This window comes from Corynebacterium xerosis NBRC 16721 = ATCC 373, from assembly GCF_001552415.1.
Lineage (GTDB): Bacteria > Actinomycetota > Actinomycetes > Mycobacteriales > Mycobacteriaceae > Corynebacterium > Corynebacterium xerosis.
Genome location: NZ_BCRD01000004.1, coordinates 159,585 through 175,629, shown reverse-complemented (window position 1 = coordinate 175,629; position 16,045 = coordinate 159,585). Strand labels below are relative to the sequence as shown.

Below are 16,045 nucleotides of genomic sequence, written 5' to 3'. Positions count from 1 at the left end.
CTTAACTTGCGTAACTCCAGTTCACATCCCCCGCAGCGCCGCGACGGACGCCGCACGACGCCTCGATCGGTGAAAACTCCCACGTCCCCCGGCTTTCGCCGCGTCTCCGGCTGGGGTAATCTGCCATGTGATTTACGCGTACGCCCGATTTTGAGCGCCGCCCCGGGCACGCGTGCCGCGACGAACCGATCCTCATGACCGCCGCCGGTCGACTGGAGCCCACGATGAAGAACACCCGCAAGCGCCGCCTGATGTCGGCCACCGCCGCCGCGATGGTCGCCCTGATGCCCGTCACGCTGGCTCCGGCGTCCACCGCCCAGCCCGCCGCCGAGGCCCCGGCCCCCAATCCCGTCGCCACCCCGATCGCGGACGCGGCCGGGGTCACCCCCGCGCCGGTCCAGCTCGCCCCGATGGAGAATGTCAATCCCCACTGGCGCGAGCAGATCGCCGGCCACGACAACGTCGAGGAGGTCTGGGCCGGTTCGGTGTCCATGGACCGCGCGGTGCCGCTGGTGTGGATCCGCCCGAAGGGCGCCGAGCGTTTCGCGCCGCGCCCGACCCTGTACGTGCTCAACGGCGCCGATGGCGGCGAGGGCAAGGCGTCGTGGCTGTACCAGACGGACATCATCGATTTCTTCTCGGACAAGGACGTCAACGTCGTCATCGTCCAGGCCGGCGAGTTCTCGTACTACACCGACTGGGTGGACCCGAACACCGCGCTCGGCGCCCAGACCTGGGAGACGTTCCTGACCAAGGAGCTGCCGGAGTCGTTGGAGGCCAAGATCGGCGCGACCGGCAAGCGCGGCATCGTGGGCATGTCCATGTCTGCGACGTCGGTGCTCAACTTCGCGCAGCACAGCCCGGACCTCTACGACGGCGTGGGCTCGTTCTCGGGTTGCGCCCAGACGTCGGACGAGATCGGCGCGCAGGCCATCAAGCTGGTGCTGGACCGCAAGGGCGTCACGGGCGAGCAGATGTGGGGCCCGCGCCCCAGCGAGCGCTGGACGGCGAACGATCCGCTGGTCAACGCCGAGAAGCTGCGCGGCCAGGAAATGTACATCTCCAACGGCACCGGCCTCTGGGGAGAGTGGGACACCACGGCGCACCCGGCGGTCGACCACGAGTCGCAGCTGATCGCGCAGCGCACCACGGGTTCGGCCATCGAGGGCGGCACGAACTTCTGCACCAACGTCTTCAAGGCCAAGCTGGACTCGCTGGGCATCGACGCCCACTGGGACCTGGGCAACGCGGGCACGCACTCGTGGGGCTACTGGCAGGATGACCTGCACGATTCCTGGGACCAGCTCTTCTCGCGCGTGCTCTACTAGGTGATCGCCGGGCGTCGCGGCCCGCTTTCCGCCGGGTTCGGCCCGGGGGATCCACCCCATGACCTAAATTCGGGTCATGGGGTTTTCCTTTTCCGACGCCACCGCCACCGCCACCACCGCCGACGCCACCACGGACACGGCCGCCGCTGCCATCCGCACCGAATCCGCGCGCACGGCCCGGTTCCTGCCGACGGACGGCGTTCCGGAGTGGCTCGACGACATCGCCGGGGGCCGCGCGCTGGACTGGGCGCGGGAGCGCAGCGCGGAAACGGAATCGCTTTTCGACGGCGACCCTTCCCGCGATGCGCTGGAGAAGGACATTCGCGCCGCCCTCGACACCGACGCCCGCATCCCCTATCCCGTGCGCCGCGGCGAGCACCTGTACAACTTCTGGCGCGACGGCGACCACCCGCGCGGCCTGTGGCGGCGCACGTCGCTGGCGTCGTTCCTGTCCGGCGCGGCCGAGTGGGAGGTGCTGCTCGACGTGGATGCGCTGGCGGCGTCGGAAAGCGAGAACTGGGTGTGGAAGGGCGCGCAGTGCCGGTACCCGGACTACGACCGGGCTCTGGTGCATTTGTCCCGAGGCGGGGCGGATGCGTCGGTGATCCGCGAGTTCGACCTGGAAACCCTGGAGTTCGTCGATGATCGGCCGTTCCAGTTGCCCGAGGCGAAGTCGGACGTGTCGTGGGTGGGCCGCGACGAGATCCTGGTGGGCACGGACATGGGGTCGGGCAGCCTGACGGCGTCGGGGTACCCGAAGCAGGTGTTCTCGTGGCGGCGCGGGCAGGCGCTGCGGGAGGCGGAACTGATCTTCTCCGGCCATGACGACGACGTCGCCGTCGGCGGCTGGTTCGACGCGACGGAGGGCTTCGAGCGGCTGTTCGTGGAGCGGGCCATCGACTTCTACAGTTCGCGGCGCTTCGTGCGAACCGATGGGGGTTTGCAGATCATTGAGGTTCCCGATGATTGCCGGGTGAGCGTACATCGCGAATACCTGCTGCTCATGCCCCGAACGGCGTTCAACGGCGTGCCGGCCGGCGGCCTGGCGGTCGCGCTTTTCGACGACTGGCTGGCCGGATCGCGCGACTGCCGGATCCTGTTTGCGCCCGACGAGCGCACGTCGTTGCAGTCGGTGGCGTGGACCAAGAGCCACCTGGTGCTGACGCTGCTGCATGACGTGGCCACCCGGCTGGTGACCCTGTCCATCGGGGATTGGGCCGAGGGGTCGATCCCGGGGCTGCCCGAGTCCGCGTCGGTGTCCGTTGTGGGCACGTCGTCCACGCGCGACGACGAACTGTGGCTGGCCGGGTCCTCGACCCTGGAACCCGCGACGCTGTGGCTGACCGAGTCGGGGGCGGAGGAGGCGCCGCGCGTCGCTCGGCGCGCCCCCTCCTTCTTCGACGCCACCGGAATGACGACTCGTCTGCATTGGGCGACGTCGGCCGACGGCACGAAGATCCCCTACCGGATCACGGGGCTGCTGGACGACGACGGCGACGGCCGCGAAGGCGGCGCCGACGGCGGGGCCGACGACGAGTCCGGGGCCGTGTCCGGGGAAAACGAACCCCGCCCGACCCTCGTCCACGCCTACGGCGGGTTCGAGGTGTCGCTGGTGCCCGGGTATTCGGCCACGCGCGGCATGGGATGGATGGCCCGCGGCGGCCTGACCGTCGAGGCGAATCTGCGCGGCGGCGGCGAATTCGGGCCGGAATGGCATTCGCGGGCGGTGAAGCTCAACCGCGGGAAGGTCTACGAGGACCACCGTGCGGTGCTCGAGGACATCGTCGCCCGCGGCTACGCGACCCCGGAGACGCTGGCCATTCGCGGCGGCTCCAACGGCGGGCTGCTGTCGGCGGTGGCCCTGACCTCCTACCCCGAACTGCTCGGCGCCGTGGTCAGCCAGGTGCCGCTGGCGGACATGCTGCGCTACCACCGGCTGTCGGCCGGCGCTTCGTGGATGGCCGAGTACGGCGACCCCGACGACGACGCCGAGGGCGCGGCGATCCGGGAGTGGTCGCCGGTGCAGCGCATCGCCCGGCGCGAGGACCGCCCCTATCCCCCCGGCGCTGGTGACCACCTCGACCCGCGACGACCGCGTCCACCCCGCCCACGCCCGCTCGCTGGCCTGGCTGCTGCGCGAAGCCGGCCAGCCCGTCGATTACCACGAGAACACCGAGGGCGGCCACGCCGGCGCGGCGGACAATTCGCAGGTCGCGCACATGGAGGCGCTGATCCATTCCTGGCTGTGGAGGACCCTGTCATGAACGACGACGCCCATTCGCCGCGATCCGCCACCGCGTCGCTGGCGATCAGCGTGGCGGCGATCATCGTCACGCTCCTCGGCCCGCTGTCCGGGCTGGTCACCCTCGGCGGCCTGTTCATTCCCGTGGGCATCGCGGGCATGGTCGCCATGATCCTCGCCGCGGTGTCGCGGCACTGGATCCTCATCCTCCTCGGGGCGCTGACCGTGATTTTCCCGCTGATCACGCTGCTGGTGGTCTCGGAGACCTTCGGATTCGTGTAGTCCGTCCCCCGCTCCGTCCCCGCCGGCCCGGTCCGGGTGCACCGCACGGCGTCGACGTGGGCGTCGCAAAGCAATCATTTTCGCCCGCCCGGCGCCCCGCCCTCCCCACCCGTTTACAGTGATGGGCGTGCAACCGACCAACGACTACACCGGCATCCCGTTCAACCTCGGTTTCCGCGTCGACCACTACGACCTCGACCTCGACTACCGCGTCGGCCCGAACCGCCTGAAGGCGACGGCCGTGCTGCACATCGAGGTCAACGCGTACATCGACTCGCTGACGCTCGATTTCGCGGACGTCCTCGGCGTCGATTCCATCGACGCCGACACCGACGTGCGCAACTCAGACGTCGACGTCGCCCGCTGGCGGCAGTCGGGCCGGAAGCTGCGCGTGACGTTCGACCGGATGCTCGAGCCCGAGGAGACGCTGAACCTGACGGTGCGCTACTCCGGCAACCCGGGCCCCGTGAAGTCGAAGTGGGGCGAGCTGGGATGGGAGGAGCTGACCAACGGGTCGCTCATCGCCTCGCAGCCCATCGGCGCGGCCAGCTGGTTCCCCTGCGACGACGACCCGGAGACGAAGGCCCGGTACGACATCGCCGTGACCTGCGACGCGCCGTACACCGTCGTGGCCACGGGCCGCCCGGGCGCGCCGCAGAAGGTCGGGGGGTCGCGCCGCCGCTGGACCTTCGCCTCCGCCGAGCCGATCGCGTCCTACCTGGTCACCATCCAGATCGGCCAGTTCTCGCGCATCGAGCTGCCGTGCTCGGTCGCGCCGGTCATCGCCTACGCGCCGCCGCACCTGGTGCAGCGCGTCAAGCACGACTTCCGCGACCAGGGCCGCATGCTGGAGCTCTACCGCGACCTCTTCGGCGAGTACCCCTTCCCCGACTACCGGGTGGTCATCGTCGAGGACAACCTGGAGATCCCGCTGGAGGCCCAGGGCCTGTCGATCTTCGGCGCCAACCACGCCGACGGCAAGGACACGTGGAACCGCCTGATCGCCCACGAGCTGTCGCACCAGTGGTTCGGCAATTCGGTCGGGCTGTCGCAGTGGCGCGACATCTGGCTCAACGAGGGTTTCGCCTGCTACTCGGAGTGGGTGTGGGCGGAGGCCGCCGGCGGCCCGACCGCGGAGGAGTCGGCGAAGGAGCATTACGACGAACTGGCCGCCAAGCCCCAGGACCTGCGCATCGCCGATCCCGGGCCGGTCGACATGTTCGACGACCGCCTGTACAAGCGCGGCGCCATCACCGTCCATGCGCTGCGGCTGCTCTTCGGCGACGAGGTCTTCTTCGATTTCGTGCGCACGTGGACCGCGAAGAACCGCCATTCCGTGGTCGATGCGGTCGATTTCCGTGCGCTGGCCAACCGCATCTGCCGCGAGCGGGGCATCACCACCTCGCACCTCGACGCGATCTTCGATGCGTGGGTCAACCGCGCCGAACTGCCGCCCTTCCCCGTCGACCCGGCGGCGCGCCCGTGAAGTGGTTGACCCTGGCGACGCTCGTCGCCGCCGCCGGCAGTTTCGCCATCCTGTTCCTGTCGGCGTGGGGACTGGGCACGGACGTCAACCTGCAGTTCGTCGCCTACTGGGGCCTGTTCTTCGCCATGACGGGCGTCCTCGGCGGGCTGATGCAGGAAACCACGCGCGCGGTGGGTTCCTCGCTGCGGCCGGGTGCGGCGCCGGCGGCGGTTTCCGCTTCCCCGCTTGACGACGCCCCGATCTCCCCCGCCACACGCCCTGCCTCCGGCGGCGCCGGGCCGGTGCTCCGCGCCCGGCCGATCACGGTCGCCGCGGGAGTGGCGGCGGTGACGTTCGCGCTTTTCGCGGCGACGGGGCCGCTGTGGGTGGACCTCGTCGTCCACGACGGTCACGTCCTGGCGGTGCTGCTCATGGCAGGTGGCCTGGCCATGTACGCCATGCAGGCGGCGGTGTCGGGCGTGCTGTCCGGCGCGAAGCTGTGGGGGCAGTACGCGGCCCTGATCATCCTGGACATCGTCACCCGCGTCGTCCCCGCCGCCCTGGCCTGGTGGTTCGGGTGGGGGCTGGGCGCGTGGCTGTGGATCACCGTGATCGGCACGGTCAGCTGGCTGCTGTTGGCCGCGGTCTCCCCGGCCACCCGGCGGGCGATGGCGCTGCGCGCCGATGTGCCCGTGCGCCGCTTCATCCCGCTGATGATCACCGCCATGGGTGCTGCGGGCGCCTCGGCCGTGCTGGTCACGGGATTTCCGACGCTGGTGAAGATCAGCGCCGACCACGGCGCCGGTGCGCTGGGCGCGGTGACGGCCGCGGGCATCGCCTATGCGGTGACGCTGACCCGCGCACCGCTGCTGATGCCGCTGGAGAAGTTCCAGAACGCCATCATCGTCCACTTCGTCCACCGCGACGGCGGCCCGCTGGCCGCGCTGGCCAAGCCGCTGGGCGCGCTGTTCGCCTTCGGCCTGTTCGGGTCGGCGCTGGCGTGGCTGATCGGCCCCTGGATCCTCGAGGTCATCCTCCAGCCGGACTACTTCGTCCCCGGCCGCACCCTGGCCGGCCTGACGCTGGGCGCCACGTTCACCGCGGTGCTCATGGTCACCGGCGCGGTCACCCTGGCCGTCGGCCGCCACCGCGCGTACCTGATCGGCTGGTTGCTGGCCACCGTCGTCGCCGTGGCCATTCTCTTCGGCCCCGGCACCCTGGAGCTGCGCTCCGTGCTGGCCCTCATCGCGGGCCCGACGCTGGGCGTGCTGTTCCACCTCGTCGTGCTCAAGGCCGTGGTGCCGGAGGCTTCCGCGGACGAAGCCGCCGCCGCGCCGGTCACGCCGCCGCCCGCGCAAATCTAAGGTGAAGGCGTGACCGCCGACCGCAGCACCCCCGCGCCCCGCCCGGACCTCGCCGTCCTGATGACCGTCTACCACCGCGTCGACCCGCGCCATCTCGACGCGGCGCTGGAATCGCTGTGGTCCCAGACCGTCCGCGCCGGCCGCGTCGTCCTCGTCGGCGACGGGCCGCTGACACCGGAGCTCGACGCCGTCATCGCCCGCCAGACCGCGGCCCACCCCGAACTGGACTTCCGGCCGCAGCCGGAAAACCGCGGCTCCGGCCCCGCCTCGCAGACGGGCATCGAGCTCATCGACGAGCAGTGGTGCGCCCGCCTCGACGCCGACGACATCGCCGAACCGCACCGATTCGAGGAACAGCTGAAGGTCGCGGACGGCCGTGGGAGAACGTCGTCAAGCGAAAAAACGGCGACCACCGCCGACCCGCAGGCCCCCGACGTCATCGGCACCGCGATGGCCGAGTTCGACGACGACCGCGGTGGCGAGATCACCGGCGTCCGCGCGCTCCCCGAAAGCCATGCGGAGATCGCGAAATACGCGAAGCTGAACTCGCCGATCAACAACCCGTCCGTCATGTACCGCACCGCGCGCGTGAAGAAGGTCGGCGGCTACCGCGACGCGCCGTACATGGAGGACTACGACCTGTGGGCGCGGCTGCTCGCCGACGGCGCGCGGTTCGTCAACCTGCCGGAGCCAATGACCCGCTTCCGCGTCACCGGGATGCTCGATCGGCGGCGATCGACGGGGATCCTCGCGGCCGAGAAGCGGATGCAGGCGACGCTCGTGGAACTCGGGCTGGTGTCGCGGCCGCGGGCGGCGCTCAATTTCGTTGCGCGGTCGGCATTTCGGGCGCTGCCGACGGGACTGCTCGGCCGCGTCTACCGGGCGCTGTTCCACCGGGGCCGCTGACCGCCGACGGGTTCCTGGTGACTTCCCCGTGCCTTCCCGGCAGGTTCCCGTCGTGCTCCCGCCGGGCCCCCGGCCGCGCGCCATCGCTGATGAGGGCCCCCACCCGCTACGATGAGCCCATCATGGACCACAGCGCTACCACCCACGACGGCGGGACCGACCCCGCGAACCTGCCCGCACCGGGCGAGTTCGCGGACACCTGGCTCATCGTCCCCTGCTTCAACGAGGCCACCGTCATCCGCGGCGTCCTGGAAAACGCCCTGCGGACGTTCCCCAACATCGTCGCGGTCAACGACGGGTCGCGCGACGCCTCGGCCACCGAGATCCACGCCGCGGGCGCGCACCTGGTCAACCACCCCGTGAACCTGGGCCAGGGTGCGGCGATCCAGACCGGCATCGAATACGCCCGCGCGCAGGCCGACGCCGAGTACTTCGTCACCTTCGACGCCGACGGCCAGCACCAGGTCAAGGACGTCGTCGCCATGGTGCGGAGGCTGCGCGACGAGCCGATCGACATCGTCGTCGGCACGCGGTTCGGCCGCCCGAAGTCCGAGGACGACCAGGTGCCGCTGATCAAGCGCATCGTGCTGAAGACCGTCGTCGCGCTGTCGCCGAAGACCCGCCGCCTGGGCCTGACCGACGCGCACAACGGCCTGCGCGCCTTCAACCGCAAGGTCGCGCTGCAGACGAACCTGCGCATGAACGGCATGAGCCACGCGTCCGAGTTCGTCAACCTGATGGACGAGCTGGACTGGCGCGTCGCCGAGCAGCCCGTGGACATCCTCTACACCGAGTACTCCATGTCCAAGGGGCAGTCGCTGTTCAACGGCGTCAACATCCTCTCCGATTCGCTGATCGCCAGGAGGCTCCCGTGACCGCGACGATCATCCAGATTGTCCTGCTGGCGGCGATGGTCGCCCTGGTCTGGTACTTCGTGTCCAACCGCCGCAAGGCCCGCGCGAAGGCCGGCGTGAAGCTCGGCTTCCTTTTGTTCCTCGCCGCGTGCGTGTGGGCGATCGTGCGGCCCGACGACCTGACCGTGGTGGCAAACTGGGTCGGCGTCTCCCGCGGCACGGATCTGCTGCTGTACATGCTGGTGCTGGCGTTCGTGTTCACCACGGTGAGCTCCTACATCCGTTTCCGCGAGCAGGAGTTGCGCTACGCCCGGTTGGCGCGCGCCGTCGCGCTGCAGACGGCGGTCGTCCCCGGCGGCACCATGCCCGAGGCCACCGCGGGGCGCCCTTCCCGCGAGGATTGACGCCTGGGTCCGGGTCGGGAGGGATCGTGCGGGTCGGCCTCGTGGCCGGCCCGCTTTTTGCTTGACGACGACCCGGTTCAGCGTCCCCGTCGCCCACCCTGCACAATGGGCCGCATGACTCGACCCGACGATGCAGATCCCCGCACGCCCGACGATGCGAACGTGCCGGGCGGCCGTCCGGTCGGCGACTCCGGCGACGCCGGCCACGACGCTGACCACGACGGCGCCCCCGCCGGCACTCCCGGCGAGCCCGTCGAGCTGGGCTGGGGCCGGGACCCGGGCGATCCCGCCGGCCCGGCCGCCGTCGACGCGAATTCCACCGTCGGGGCGGTGTCCACCGCACAGGCGGCCGATGGCGACGACGCTGCTGGTGACGCTGCCGTTGGCGCGGCCGATGAGCGGCCCGCCGACGCCCGCTCCATGAAGACCGTTCCGCCCGCGTTGTGGGTGTGGTTCGCCGCGGTGCTGCTGCTGGTCGGTGGCCTGGGCTTCCTGGCGGGCGACCGTTTCGGACCCGGCGGCGGCGCCGGCGACGGCGTGAATCTCGCGGGCGCGACCGCGGGTTCGAACGACGGCGGCCCGGTGGCCAAGGAGGACGGCACCTACGACGCGACGATCATGGGCCCGCGCGCCGGGTCGGCGATCGCCACCATGGAGGACATCGCCGAGGTGCACCGCCGCGACGAGGCCGATCCCTTTGCCCTGGGCGCCGTCGACGCACCGGTCGTCATGACGATGTTCTCCGACTTCGAATGCCCCTTCTGCGCGCGCTACGCCCAGGACACGCAGCCGAACCTCATCGCGGACTACGTCGACTCCGGTCTGCTGCGCATCGAGTGGAACGACTCCGCCGGCACCCCGCCGTCGGCGCAGGCCGCGCAGGCCGGTCGCGCCGCTGCGGCCCAGGGCAAGTTCTGGGAGTTCCAGGATGCGGCCTTCGACGCGGCCGTGGCCAAGGGCAACGGCCACCCCGAATTCACGGTCGACGAGCTCGTGGAGATCGCACGCACCGCCGGCGTCGAGGACGTCGACCTGTTCAAGAAGCAGATCGAAGACGGCACGTGGGAGAAGCCCGTTCAGGAGGCCAACGCCTACGCACAGAGCATCGGCGTGCAGGGCACCCCGATGTTCGTCATCGGCGCCACTCCGCTGTCCGGCGCGCTGCCGGAGGAAAACTTCCGCGACACCATCGAGCTGGAGCTGATGAAGGCCGAGCGCGCCGAGCAGTAGTCCCCTCCCCCGCCCCGCCGCACCCAAGCCCGGACGCTTCCGCGTTTTCCCGCAACGAAAACGACGAAGCGTCCGGGCTTGGGTGCATCCGGGACCCGTCTACTCGTGCGGCGCCGAGTGGACGACAGGAGGGGCCCCGGCGCCGGACCCGGACCCGCTACCCGCGGAAGTAGTCCACGGTGCGGCGGACGCCCTCGGCGATGCCGACGCTCGGCGCCCAGCCCAGCACCTCTCCGGCCAGCGACGGGTCCAGCGCCGACCGCGGCACGTCGCCCTGCCGCGCCGGGGCGTGGTCGGGCTCGTCGGCGGCGCCGGCGGCCTCGGCGACCAGCGAATGCAGCTGCCGGTCGGTGGTCTCGACTCCGGTGCCGATGTTGAACCGCATCCCCGACCCCGCGGTCCCGGCCGCGCGGACGAACGCGTCGACGACGTCGCCGACGAACACGTAGTCGCGGGTGTTGCCGCCGTCGCCGAACACGCGGGTCCCCTCGCCGGCCAGCAGGCGCTGGGCGAAGATCGCCACGACGCCGGCCTCGCCGTGCGGGTCCTGCCGCGGCCCGTAGACGTTGGCGGGGGCGATGTGCGAGCAATCCAGGCCGTGCAGGCGGCGGAACATGTTCAGGTACTGCTCGGCCGCGGACTTCGACGCCGCATAGGGGCTCAGCGGACGGACTTCCTGGTCCTCGCCGACGGGGAAGGAATCCGGGGTGCCGGTAGATCGAGCCGCCGGAGGACGTGAACACGATCTTGCGCACGCCATGCCGGCGGGCGGCGTCGGCGATGCGGATGGTGCCGACGATGTTCAGCTCCGCGTCGTGCACCGGGTCGGCGACGGACTCGCGGACGTCGATCTGCGCGGCGAGATGGAAGATCACCTCGGGGCGCACGCGCTCGAGCAGCTCGTCCCAGTCGACGGCGAGGACGTCGGCCTCGACGAACTCGAAGCGGTCGGCGCCGGTCGCCCGCGCGCCCTCCAGGTTGGCGAGCTTGCCGTGCGACAGGTCGTCGACGACGGTCACCGCATGTCCATCCGCCAGCAGCCGGTCGACCAGCGTCGACCCGATGAACCCGGCGCCCCCGGTCACCAGCGCACGGCTGGGCGGAAAGGCGGTGGTGGGGGTGGTGTCACGCATGTCGGCGGGCATGAATCGCATGGTACGCCCACGGCCCGTGCTTTACGACGCCCCCGGCCGGGCACGTCGGCGTCGTCAAGCGAAATGGCCGGGGACCCATCCGGCCGGGGTCAGCCCTGCGGCAGCCCGCGGCGGGAATTGAGCGCGATGACGGCCGCCATGAGCACCGCGATGACCATGCCGCCGCCGAGCATGACGGGGTACGTCATCCACTCAATGGCCCCCGACAGCTCGGTCAGGATCGCCGGGAACGCGAAACCGATGTAGGTCAGGCAGTAGAAGACGCCCGTCAGGCCGGCGAGGTCGCGCGGGCCGGCGATGCGCTGGACCTCGTTGAGGCCGGTGAACATGGCCAGGCCGTAACCCATGCCCAGCACCAGCGCCGCGATGACCGCCGAGAGAACCGTCGGCGACGACGACATCCACATGGCCAGGCCCATGCCCACGATGACGATGCCCATGGCCGCCAGAGAACCGCGGGCGGACGTCTCCGATGCGATGGACGGCCCGAACTGCTGGATGGCGAAGCCGAAGAGCAGCGCGAAGAAGGTGATCAGCGCCGAGAAGAACACCGGCTGGCCGACCTCGTCCTGCATCAGCGTCGGGATGATGGCGTAGGCCACGCCGGCCGCGCCGAACACCCACGGCGCGACCATCGCCGCGACCAGCAGGAAACGCGGGCGCGTCACCGACGGGGTGCGCAACGACGACAGGATCGACTCGCGGGCGCCGCCGGCCAGATGCGGCGACTGGCGGGTCTCGGGGACGACGGTCATGGCGATGATCGTGGGGATGGTCAGCACGATGTGCAGGATGTACGGCAACTGGCCCGGCAGCGGCGCGAACTGCGCGAGCGAGCCGGCGATGCCCGCGCCGATGCCGAACCCCAGCGTCAGCGCCATCGACTGGCGTTTGGCGCCCGACGTCGACTTGGCCTTCTCGTCGAAGCGGGCGTGGGAGAGCTCCTTGACCCATGAACCGCCCACCGCCATGGCGATGCCGACGCCCACGCCCGACAGCGCGCGGCCGACCAGCAGCAGCGGGCCGGTGGTTTCGCCGGCGGCGATGAGCAGCGACCCTATGATGGAGAACACCGGCGCGGCCAGCATCACCGGCTTGCGGCCGATGCGGTCGGACAACGGGCCGGAGATCAACAACGCGGGGGCAATGCCCAGGGCGTAGATGAACAGCAGAAGGTCGACGAACACGAGGTCGAGTTCGCCGCCGAGGCGGTACATGACCATCAGCGGCGTGAACTGGTTGCCGCCCCAGGCCACCGCGAACACGGCGACGGCGACCAGGAACCAGGGCGGCATGGGGCTGCGGCGCGCGGCCGCTCCTTCGTGGCGTGGCATGCGGGACACTTTACGACTCGATCGCCCCCGTATTGCGCGTTGGGCCCAAACGCCGTTTGCCCGACCCCGATCAGGGTGGGGCATTCGCTAGTCTGGACCGCAACGACCGCATCCGGCGATCACCTGACCAATCCCGGAAATCCCGGCGGCGTTTTCGTCGCGCCCTGACACTTTTTCCGAGGAGCACCATGCACGAGCAGTCCCGATCGCAGTCCCGTTCGCTGTCCCTATCGCTGTCCCGATCGCGGTCCCGGTCCCGTTCGCTGTCCCGATCCCCGTCCACCTCCGGCCCCCGGCCCGGTTCCCGTTCCCGGTCCCGGTCCCTGTTGGCCGGCGCCGCCGCACTCGTGGTGTCCGCGCTGGCGCTGGCCGGCTGCGCCTCCGACGGCGAGGAGGCGCGCAGCGGCGCGGATTCCGGCGGCGGCGAGGGCAATTTCCCGGTGTCGGTGGCCACGGGCCCGGCGGGGTCGGGCCAGGAGCTGACCGTCGACGAGCGCCCGGAGCGCATCGTCAGCCTCTCCCCCACGGCGACGGAGTCTCTGTTCGCCATCGACGCCGACGATCAGGTCGTCGCCGTCGACGAGTACTCCTACTATCCCGCCGAAGCCCCCGTCGACGAGGGCCTGTCGGGATACCGCACCAGCGTGGAGGCGGTGCTGGCGCATGATCCGGACCTGGTGGTCATCGCGATGGAGGAGGACTCGCTGCTGCAGGGCATGGCCGCCGCCGACGTGCCGGTGCTGTTCATGCCGCCGGCGAAGAACCTGGACGACGCCTACGCGCAGATCGAGACCCTCGGCGTGGCCACCGGCAACGTCGGCGGGGCCGCCGAGGTGGTCCGCGACATGTCCCACGAGATCGGCGAGGCCATCCAGTCGGTTCCCGCGGAGATCCGCGACGCGGGGCTGAGCTACTACCACGAGGTCTCGTCGGACCATTACTCCATCACCGACGACACGTTCCTGGGCACGGTCTACGGCCAGTTCGGCCTGGAGTCCATCGCCACCGGCGACACCGAGTACCCGCAGCTCAACGCCGAGGCGATCGTCGGCGCGAACCCGGACCTGATCTTCCTGGCCAATTCCATGTCGGAGTCGATGACCGCCGAGGACGTCGCCGCCCGCCCCGGCTGGTCGGAGATCACCGCGGTGAAGGAGGGCCGGATCGAGGCGCTCGACGAGGATCTCGCGTCGCGCTGGGGCCCGCGCCTGCCGGAGTTCTTCCGTTCCATCGCGGCCGTGCTTTCCGACGCCGGCGTCCCCGCCGCAGCGGCCAACTAGACTCCGACCCCGGACATCCCCAGGCGAAGCGAAGGCCAGGCCCCATGACCACGGTGACCGAAGTTCGGCGGAGGCGCGTCGCAAAGCGGCCCCCCGCCCTGCCGACGATCGCCCTGTCCCTGCTGCTGCTGATCGGCGCGGCGCTGCTGTCGACGTTCACCGGCGCGGTGCGGCTGCCGGCGGTCGATGTGGCGCGGGAGTTGATCGGCGTCGGCGAGCTGTCGGCGCGCGACCACGCGATCCTATGGGACATCCGGCTGCCGCGCGTGGCCATGGGCATCGTCGTCGGCGCGACGCTGGCGGTGGCCGGCGCGGCGTACCAGGCGGTGTTCCGCAATCCGCTGGCCGACCCGTACCTGCTGGGCGTGTCCTCTGGCGCGGGCCTGGGCGTGACGCTGGCCGTGGTGGCCGGCGCGTCGATTGGGTTCGGCGGCGGCGGGGCCGGGGTGGTCGTGGCGGCGTTCGCCGGTGGCGTGGCCGCGGTGAGCGCCACGTACATGGTCAGCCGCGGCGTCGGCCACGGCGGCTCGGCGACCGTCGTGGTACTGGCCGGCGTGGCGGTGGCGGCGTTCGCCAATGCCGCGCAAACGTTCATCCAGCAGCGCAACATCGAGACGATCCAGCGCGTGTACTCGTGGATGCTGGGCAATCTGGGCGTGACGCGGTGGGGGTCGGTGGCGTTGGTCGCCGTGCCCGCCGTGATCTGCTGCGTGGCCGTGCTCGGCGCGGCGCGCGTGCTCGACGTCATGACCGTCGGCGATCTGGAGGCCCGCACGCTCGGCGTCGACCCCGCGTTCGCGCGGCTCGCGCTGGTGGCCGTGGCGACGCTGGGCACGGCGGCCGTCGTCAGCGTCTCCGGCCTGATCGGCTTCGTGGGCATCATCGTGCCGCACGCGCTGCGGCTGGTGGTCGGGCCGGGGCACCGGCTGCTGCTGCCGCTGACGTTGATCTGGGGCGCGATCTTCCTGCTGCTGGCCGATACCCTGGCCCGGACGATCATGGCGCCGGCGGAGCTGCCCGTCGGCGTGGTCACCGCCGCCGTGGGCGCGCCCTTCTTCCTCTTCATCCTGCGGCGGTTCAGCCGGGCTGCGAGGGCGGGCCAGTGAATCCGGTCAACGAGTCCCTCCCCGTGCCCGCGCATGCTCCCACGCATGCCCCCTCGGGCCCGCACGACGTCACCGTCGCCGCCCCGGCCACCGCCGTGGCGGACGTGGCCGCGCCGGCGGCCCCCGACAACTCGGTCCACTGTGACGGGGTCCGCGTCCGCCACGACGGCGCCGACCGCGACGCCGTGGCCGGGGTGACCTTCTCTGTCCCCGCCGGCGGCTGGCTGACGCTCGCGGGCCCCAACGGGTGCGGCAAGTCGACGCTGCTGCATGTGCTGGCGCAGGTGCTGGCCCCGTCGGCGGGCACCATCACCCTGGCCGGCCACGACATCGTCGGCGGCTCCGGCGCCCTGCACTCGCTGCGCAGCCTGTCCCCCGCGGCCGCCCGGCGCCGCCGGGAACTGGCGCGCACGGTCGCGTTGATGCCGCAGGTGCCCGTCATCCCCGAGGGCATGCGCGTGCGCGAGTACGTCCACCTGGGCCGCCATCCCCATGCCGGCGCCTTCGCGGCCGAGGACTACTCGGTCACCGATTCCTGCCTGGAGACGCTGAACCTGACGGCCTTCGCTGACCGCCCCGTGGCCGAGTTGTCCGGCGGAGAGCGCCAGCGCGTCACGTTGGCCCGCGCGCTGGCGCAGGAGCCGCGGATCCTGCTCCTCGACGAGCCGACCTCCGCCCTCGACATCGGCCACGCCCAGGATGTCCTGGAGCTCGTGGAGGGCGTCCGCGCCGTCCACGGCCTGACGGTCATCGCGGCCATGCACGATCTGACGCTGGCGGGCCAGCACGGGGACCGGGTGGCGTTGCTTCACCACGGCGCGCTCGAATGCGTCGGCATGCCGGACGAGATTCTCACGGCGCAGCGCATCTCCGACGTGTACGGCGCGGACGTGGAAATCCTGCATCGGCCGGATGGTCCGGTCGTGGCTCCCGTGCGCCGCCGCCGGCGCTGATTGCCCGCGCCATCCGGGCATAATCGGGGCACCGCCACCACGCGAACACCCCCGTACTGGGGTGGTCGAAACCCACCCCCGAATCGGGCTGCACATGCCCCGACACCCGGCCCGCAATCAGACCGTTGTCGTTCCGTGACCAA

Annotated in this window: 12 protein-coding genes and 2 pseudogenes; 12 read left to right on the top strand and 2 right to left on the bottom strand. The window is 71.0% G+C overall.

Annotation, left to right across the window (positions count from 1 at the left end; translation table 11 throughout):
- Positions 1 to 224 precede the first annotated feature (224 nt).
- The 9 genes and pseudogenes from CX1_RS08060 to CX1_RS08020 all read left to right on the top strand — a co-directional run bounded on the left by CX1_RS08060 (position 225) and on the right by CX1_RS08020 (position 10,075).
- Positions 225 to 1,328, top strand: a complete 1,104-nt coding sequence (locus CX1_RS08060; protein WP_046651029.1) for an alpha/beta hydrolase — start codon at positions 225 to 227, stop codon at positions 1,326 to 1,328.
- A gap of 76 nt (positions 1,329 to 1,404) precedes the next feature.
- Positions 1,405 to 3,592 (top strand): annotated as a pseudogene (locus CX1_RS08055) (prolyl oligopeptidase family serine peptidase).
- A complete protein-coding gene (locus tag CX1_RS08050; protein WP_046651020.1) occupies positions 3,589 to 3,852 on the top strand; it encodes a hypothetical protein in 264 nt (87 codons plus the stop codon). Before CX1_RS08055 ends, CX1_RS08050 begins: the two are co-directional and overlap by 4 nt.
- 127 nt (positions 3,853 to 3,979) lie before the next feature.
- A complete protein-coding gene (locus CX1_RS08045) occupies positions 3,980 to 5,338 on the top strand; it encodes a M1 family metallopeptidase (RefSeq protein ID WP_371440297.1) in 1,359 nt (452 codons plus the stop codon).
- Positions 5,335 to 6,681 (top strand): hypothetical protein, encoded by a 1,347-nt coding sequence (locus CX1_RS08040; RefSeq protein ID WP_046651018.1) that lies wholly within the window; start codon positions 5,335 to 5,337, stop codon positions 6,679 to 6,681. The genes CX1_RS08045 and CX1_RS08040 overlap by 4 nt, the downstream gene beginning before the upstream one ends.
- A gap of 9 nt (positions 6,682 to 6,690) precedes the next feature.
- Complete coding sequence (locus CX1_RS08035) at positions 6,691 to 7,587, top strand: glycosyltransferase (RefSeq protein WP_244465519.1); 897 nt, start codon at positions 6,691 to 6,693, stop codon at positions 7,585 to 7,587.
- Positions 7,588 to 7,709: 122 nt separating this feature from the next.
- Positions 7,710 to 8,462 carry a polyprenyl-phospho-N-acetylgalactosaminyl synthase PpgS gene (ppgS, locus tag CX1_RS08030; RefSeq protein WP_082719233.1) on the top strand — a complete coding sequence of 251 codons (753 nt, stop codon included), beginning with the start codon at positions 7,710 to 7,712 and terminating at the stop codon, positions 8,460 to 8,462.
- Positions 8,459 to 8,845, top strand: coding sequence for a DUF2304 domain-containing protein (locus tag CX1_RS08025; protein ID WP_046651016.1), 387 nt, complete (start codon positions 8,459 to 8,461; stop codon positions 8,843 to 8,845). The genes ppgS and CX1_RS08025 overlap by 4 nt, the downstream gene beginning before the upstream one ends.
- Positions 8,846 to 8,959: 114 nt before the next feature.
- Entirely contained in the window at positions 8,960 to 10,075 is a 1,116-nt protein-coding gene (locus tag CX1_RS08020; RefSeq protein WP_146780668.1) for a DsbA family protein, read from the top strand.
- Between the two features lie 157 nt (positions 10,076 to 10,232).
- Here the strand turns inward: CX1_RS08020 and CX1_RS08015 are convergent.
- Positions 10,233 to 11,208, bottom strand: a pseudogene (locus CX1_RS08015) (NAD-dependent epimerase/dehydratase family protein).
- A gap of 110 nt (positions 11,209 to 11,318) precedes the next feature.
- Complete coding sequence (locus CX1_RS08010; protein WP_046651448.1) at positions 11,319 to 12,563, bottom strand: MFS transporter; 1,245 nt, start codon at positions 12,561 to 12,563, stop codon at positions 11,319 to 11,321.
- Between the two features lie 188 nt (positions 12,564 to 12,751).
- Between CX1_RS08010 and CX1_RS08005 the strand changes: the two genes are divergently transcribed.
- The 3 genes from CX1_RS08005 to CX1_RS07995 all read left to right on the top strand — a co-directional run bounded on the left by CX1_RS08005 (position 12,752) and on the right by CX1_RS07995 (position 15,902).
- Entirely contained in the window at positions 12,752 to 13,843 is a 1,092-nt protein-coding gene (locus tag CX1_RS08005) for an ABC transporter substrate-binding protein (RefSeq protein ID WP_082719232.1), read from the top strand.
- A 44-nt stretch (positions 13,844 to 13,887) separates the two neighbouring features.
- The gene (locus CX1_RS08000) at positions 13,888 to 14,949 is read left to right on the top strand and encodes a FecCD family ABC transporter permease (RefSeq protein WP_046651447.1); all 1,062 of its coding nucleotides are present in this window, start codon (positions 13,888 to 13,890) and stop codon (positions 14,947 to 14,949) included.
- A 95-nt stretch (positions 14,950 to 15,044) separates the two neighbouring features.
- The gene (locus CX1_RS07995) at positions 15,045 to 15,902 is read left to right on the top strand and encodes an ABC transporter ATP-binding protein (protein WP_371440305.1); all 858 of its coding nucleotides are present in this window, start codon (positions 15,045 to 15,047) and stop codon (positions 15,900 to 15,902) included.
- Positions 15,903 to 16,045 lie beyond the last annotated feature (143 nt).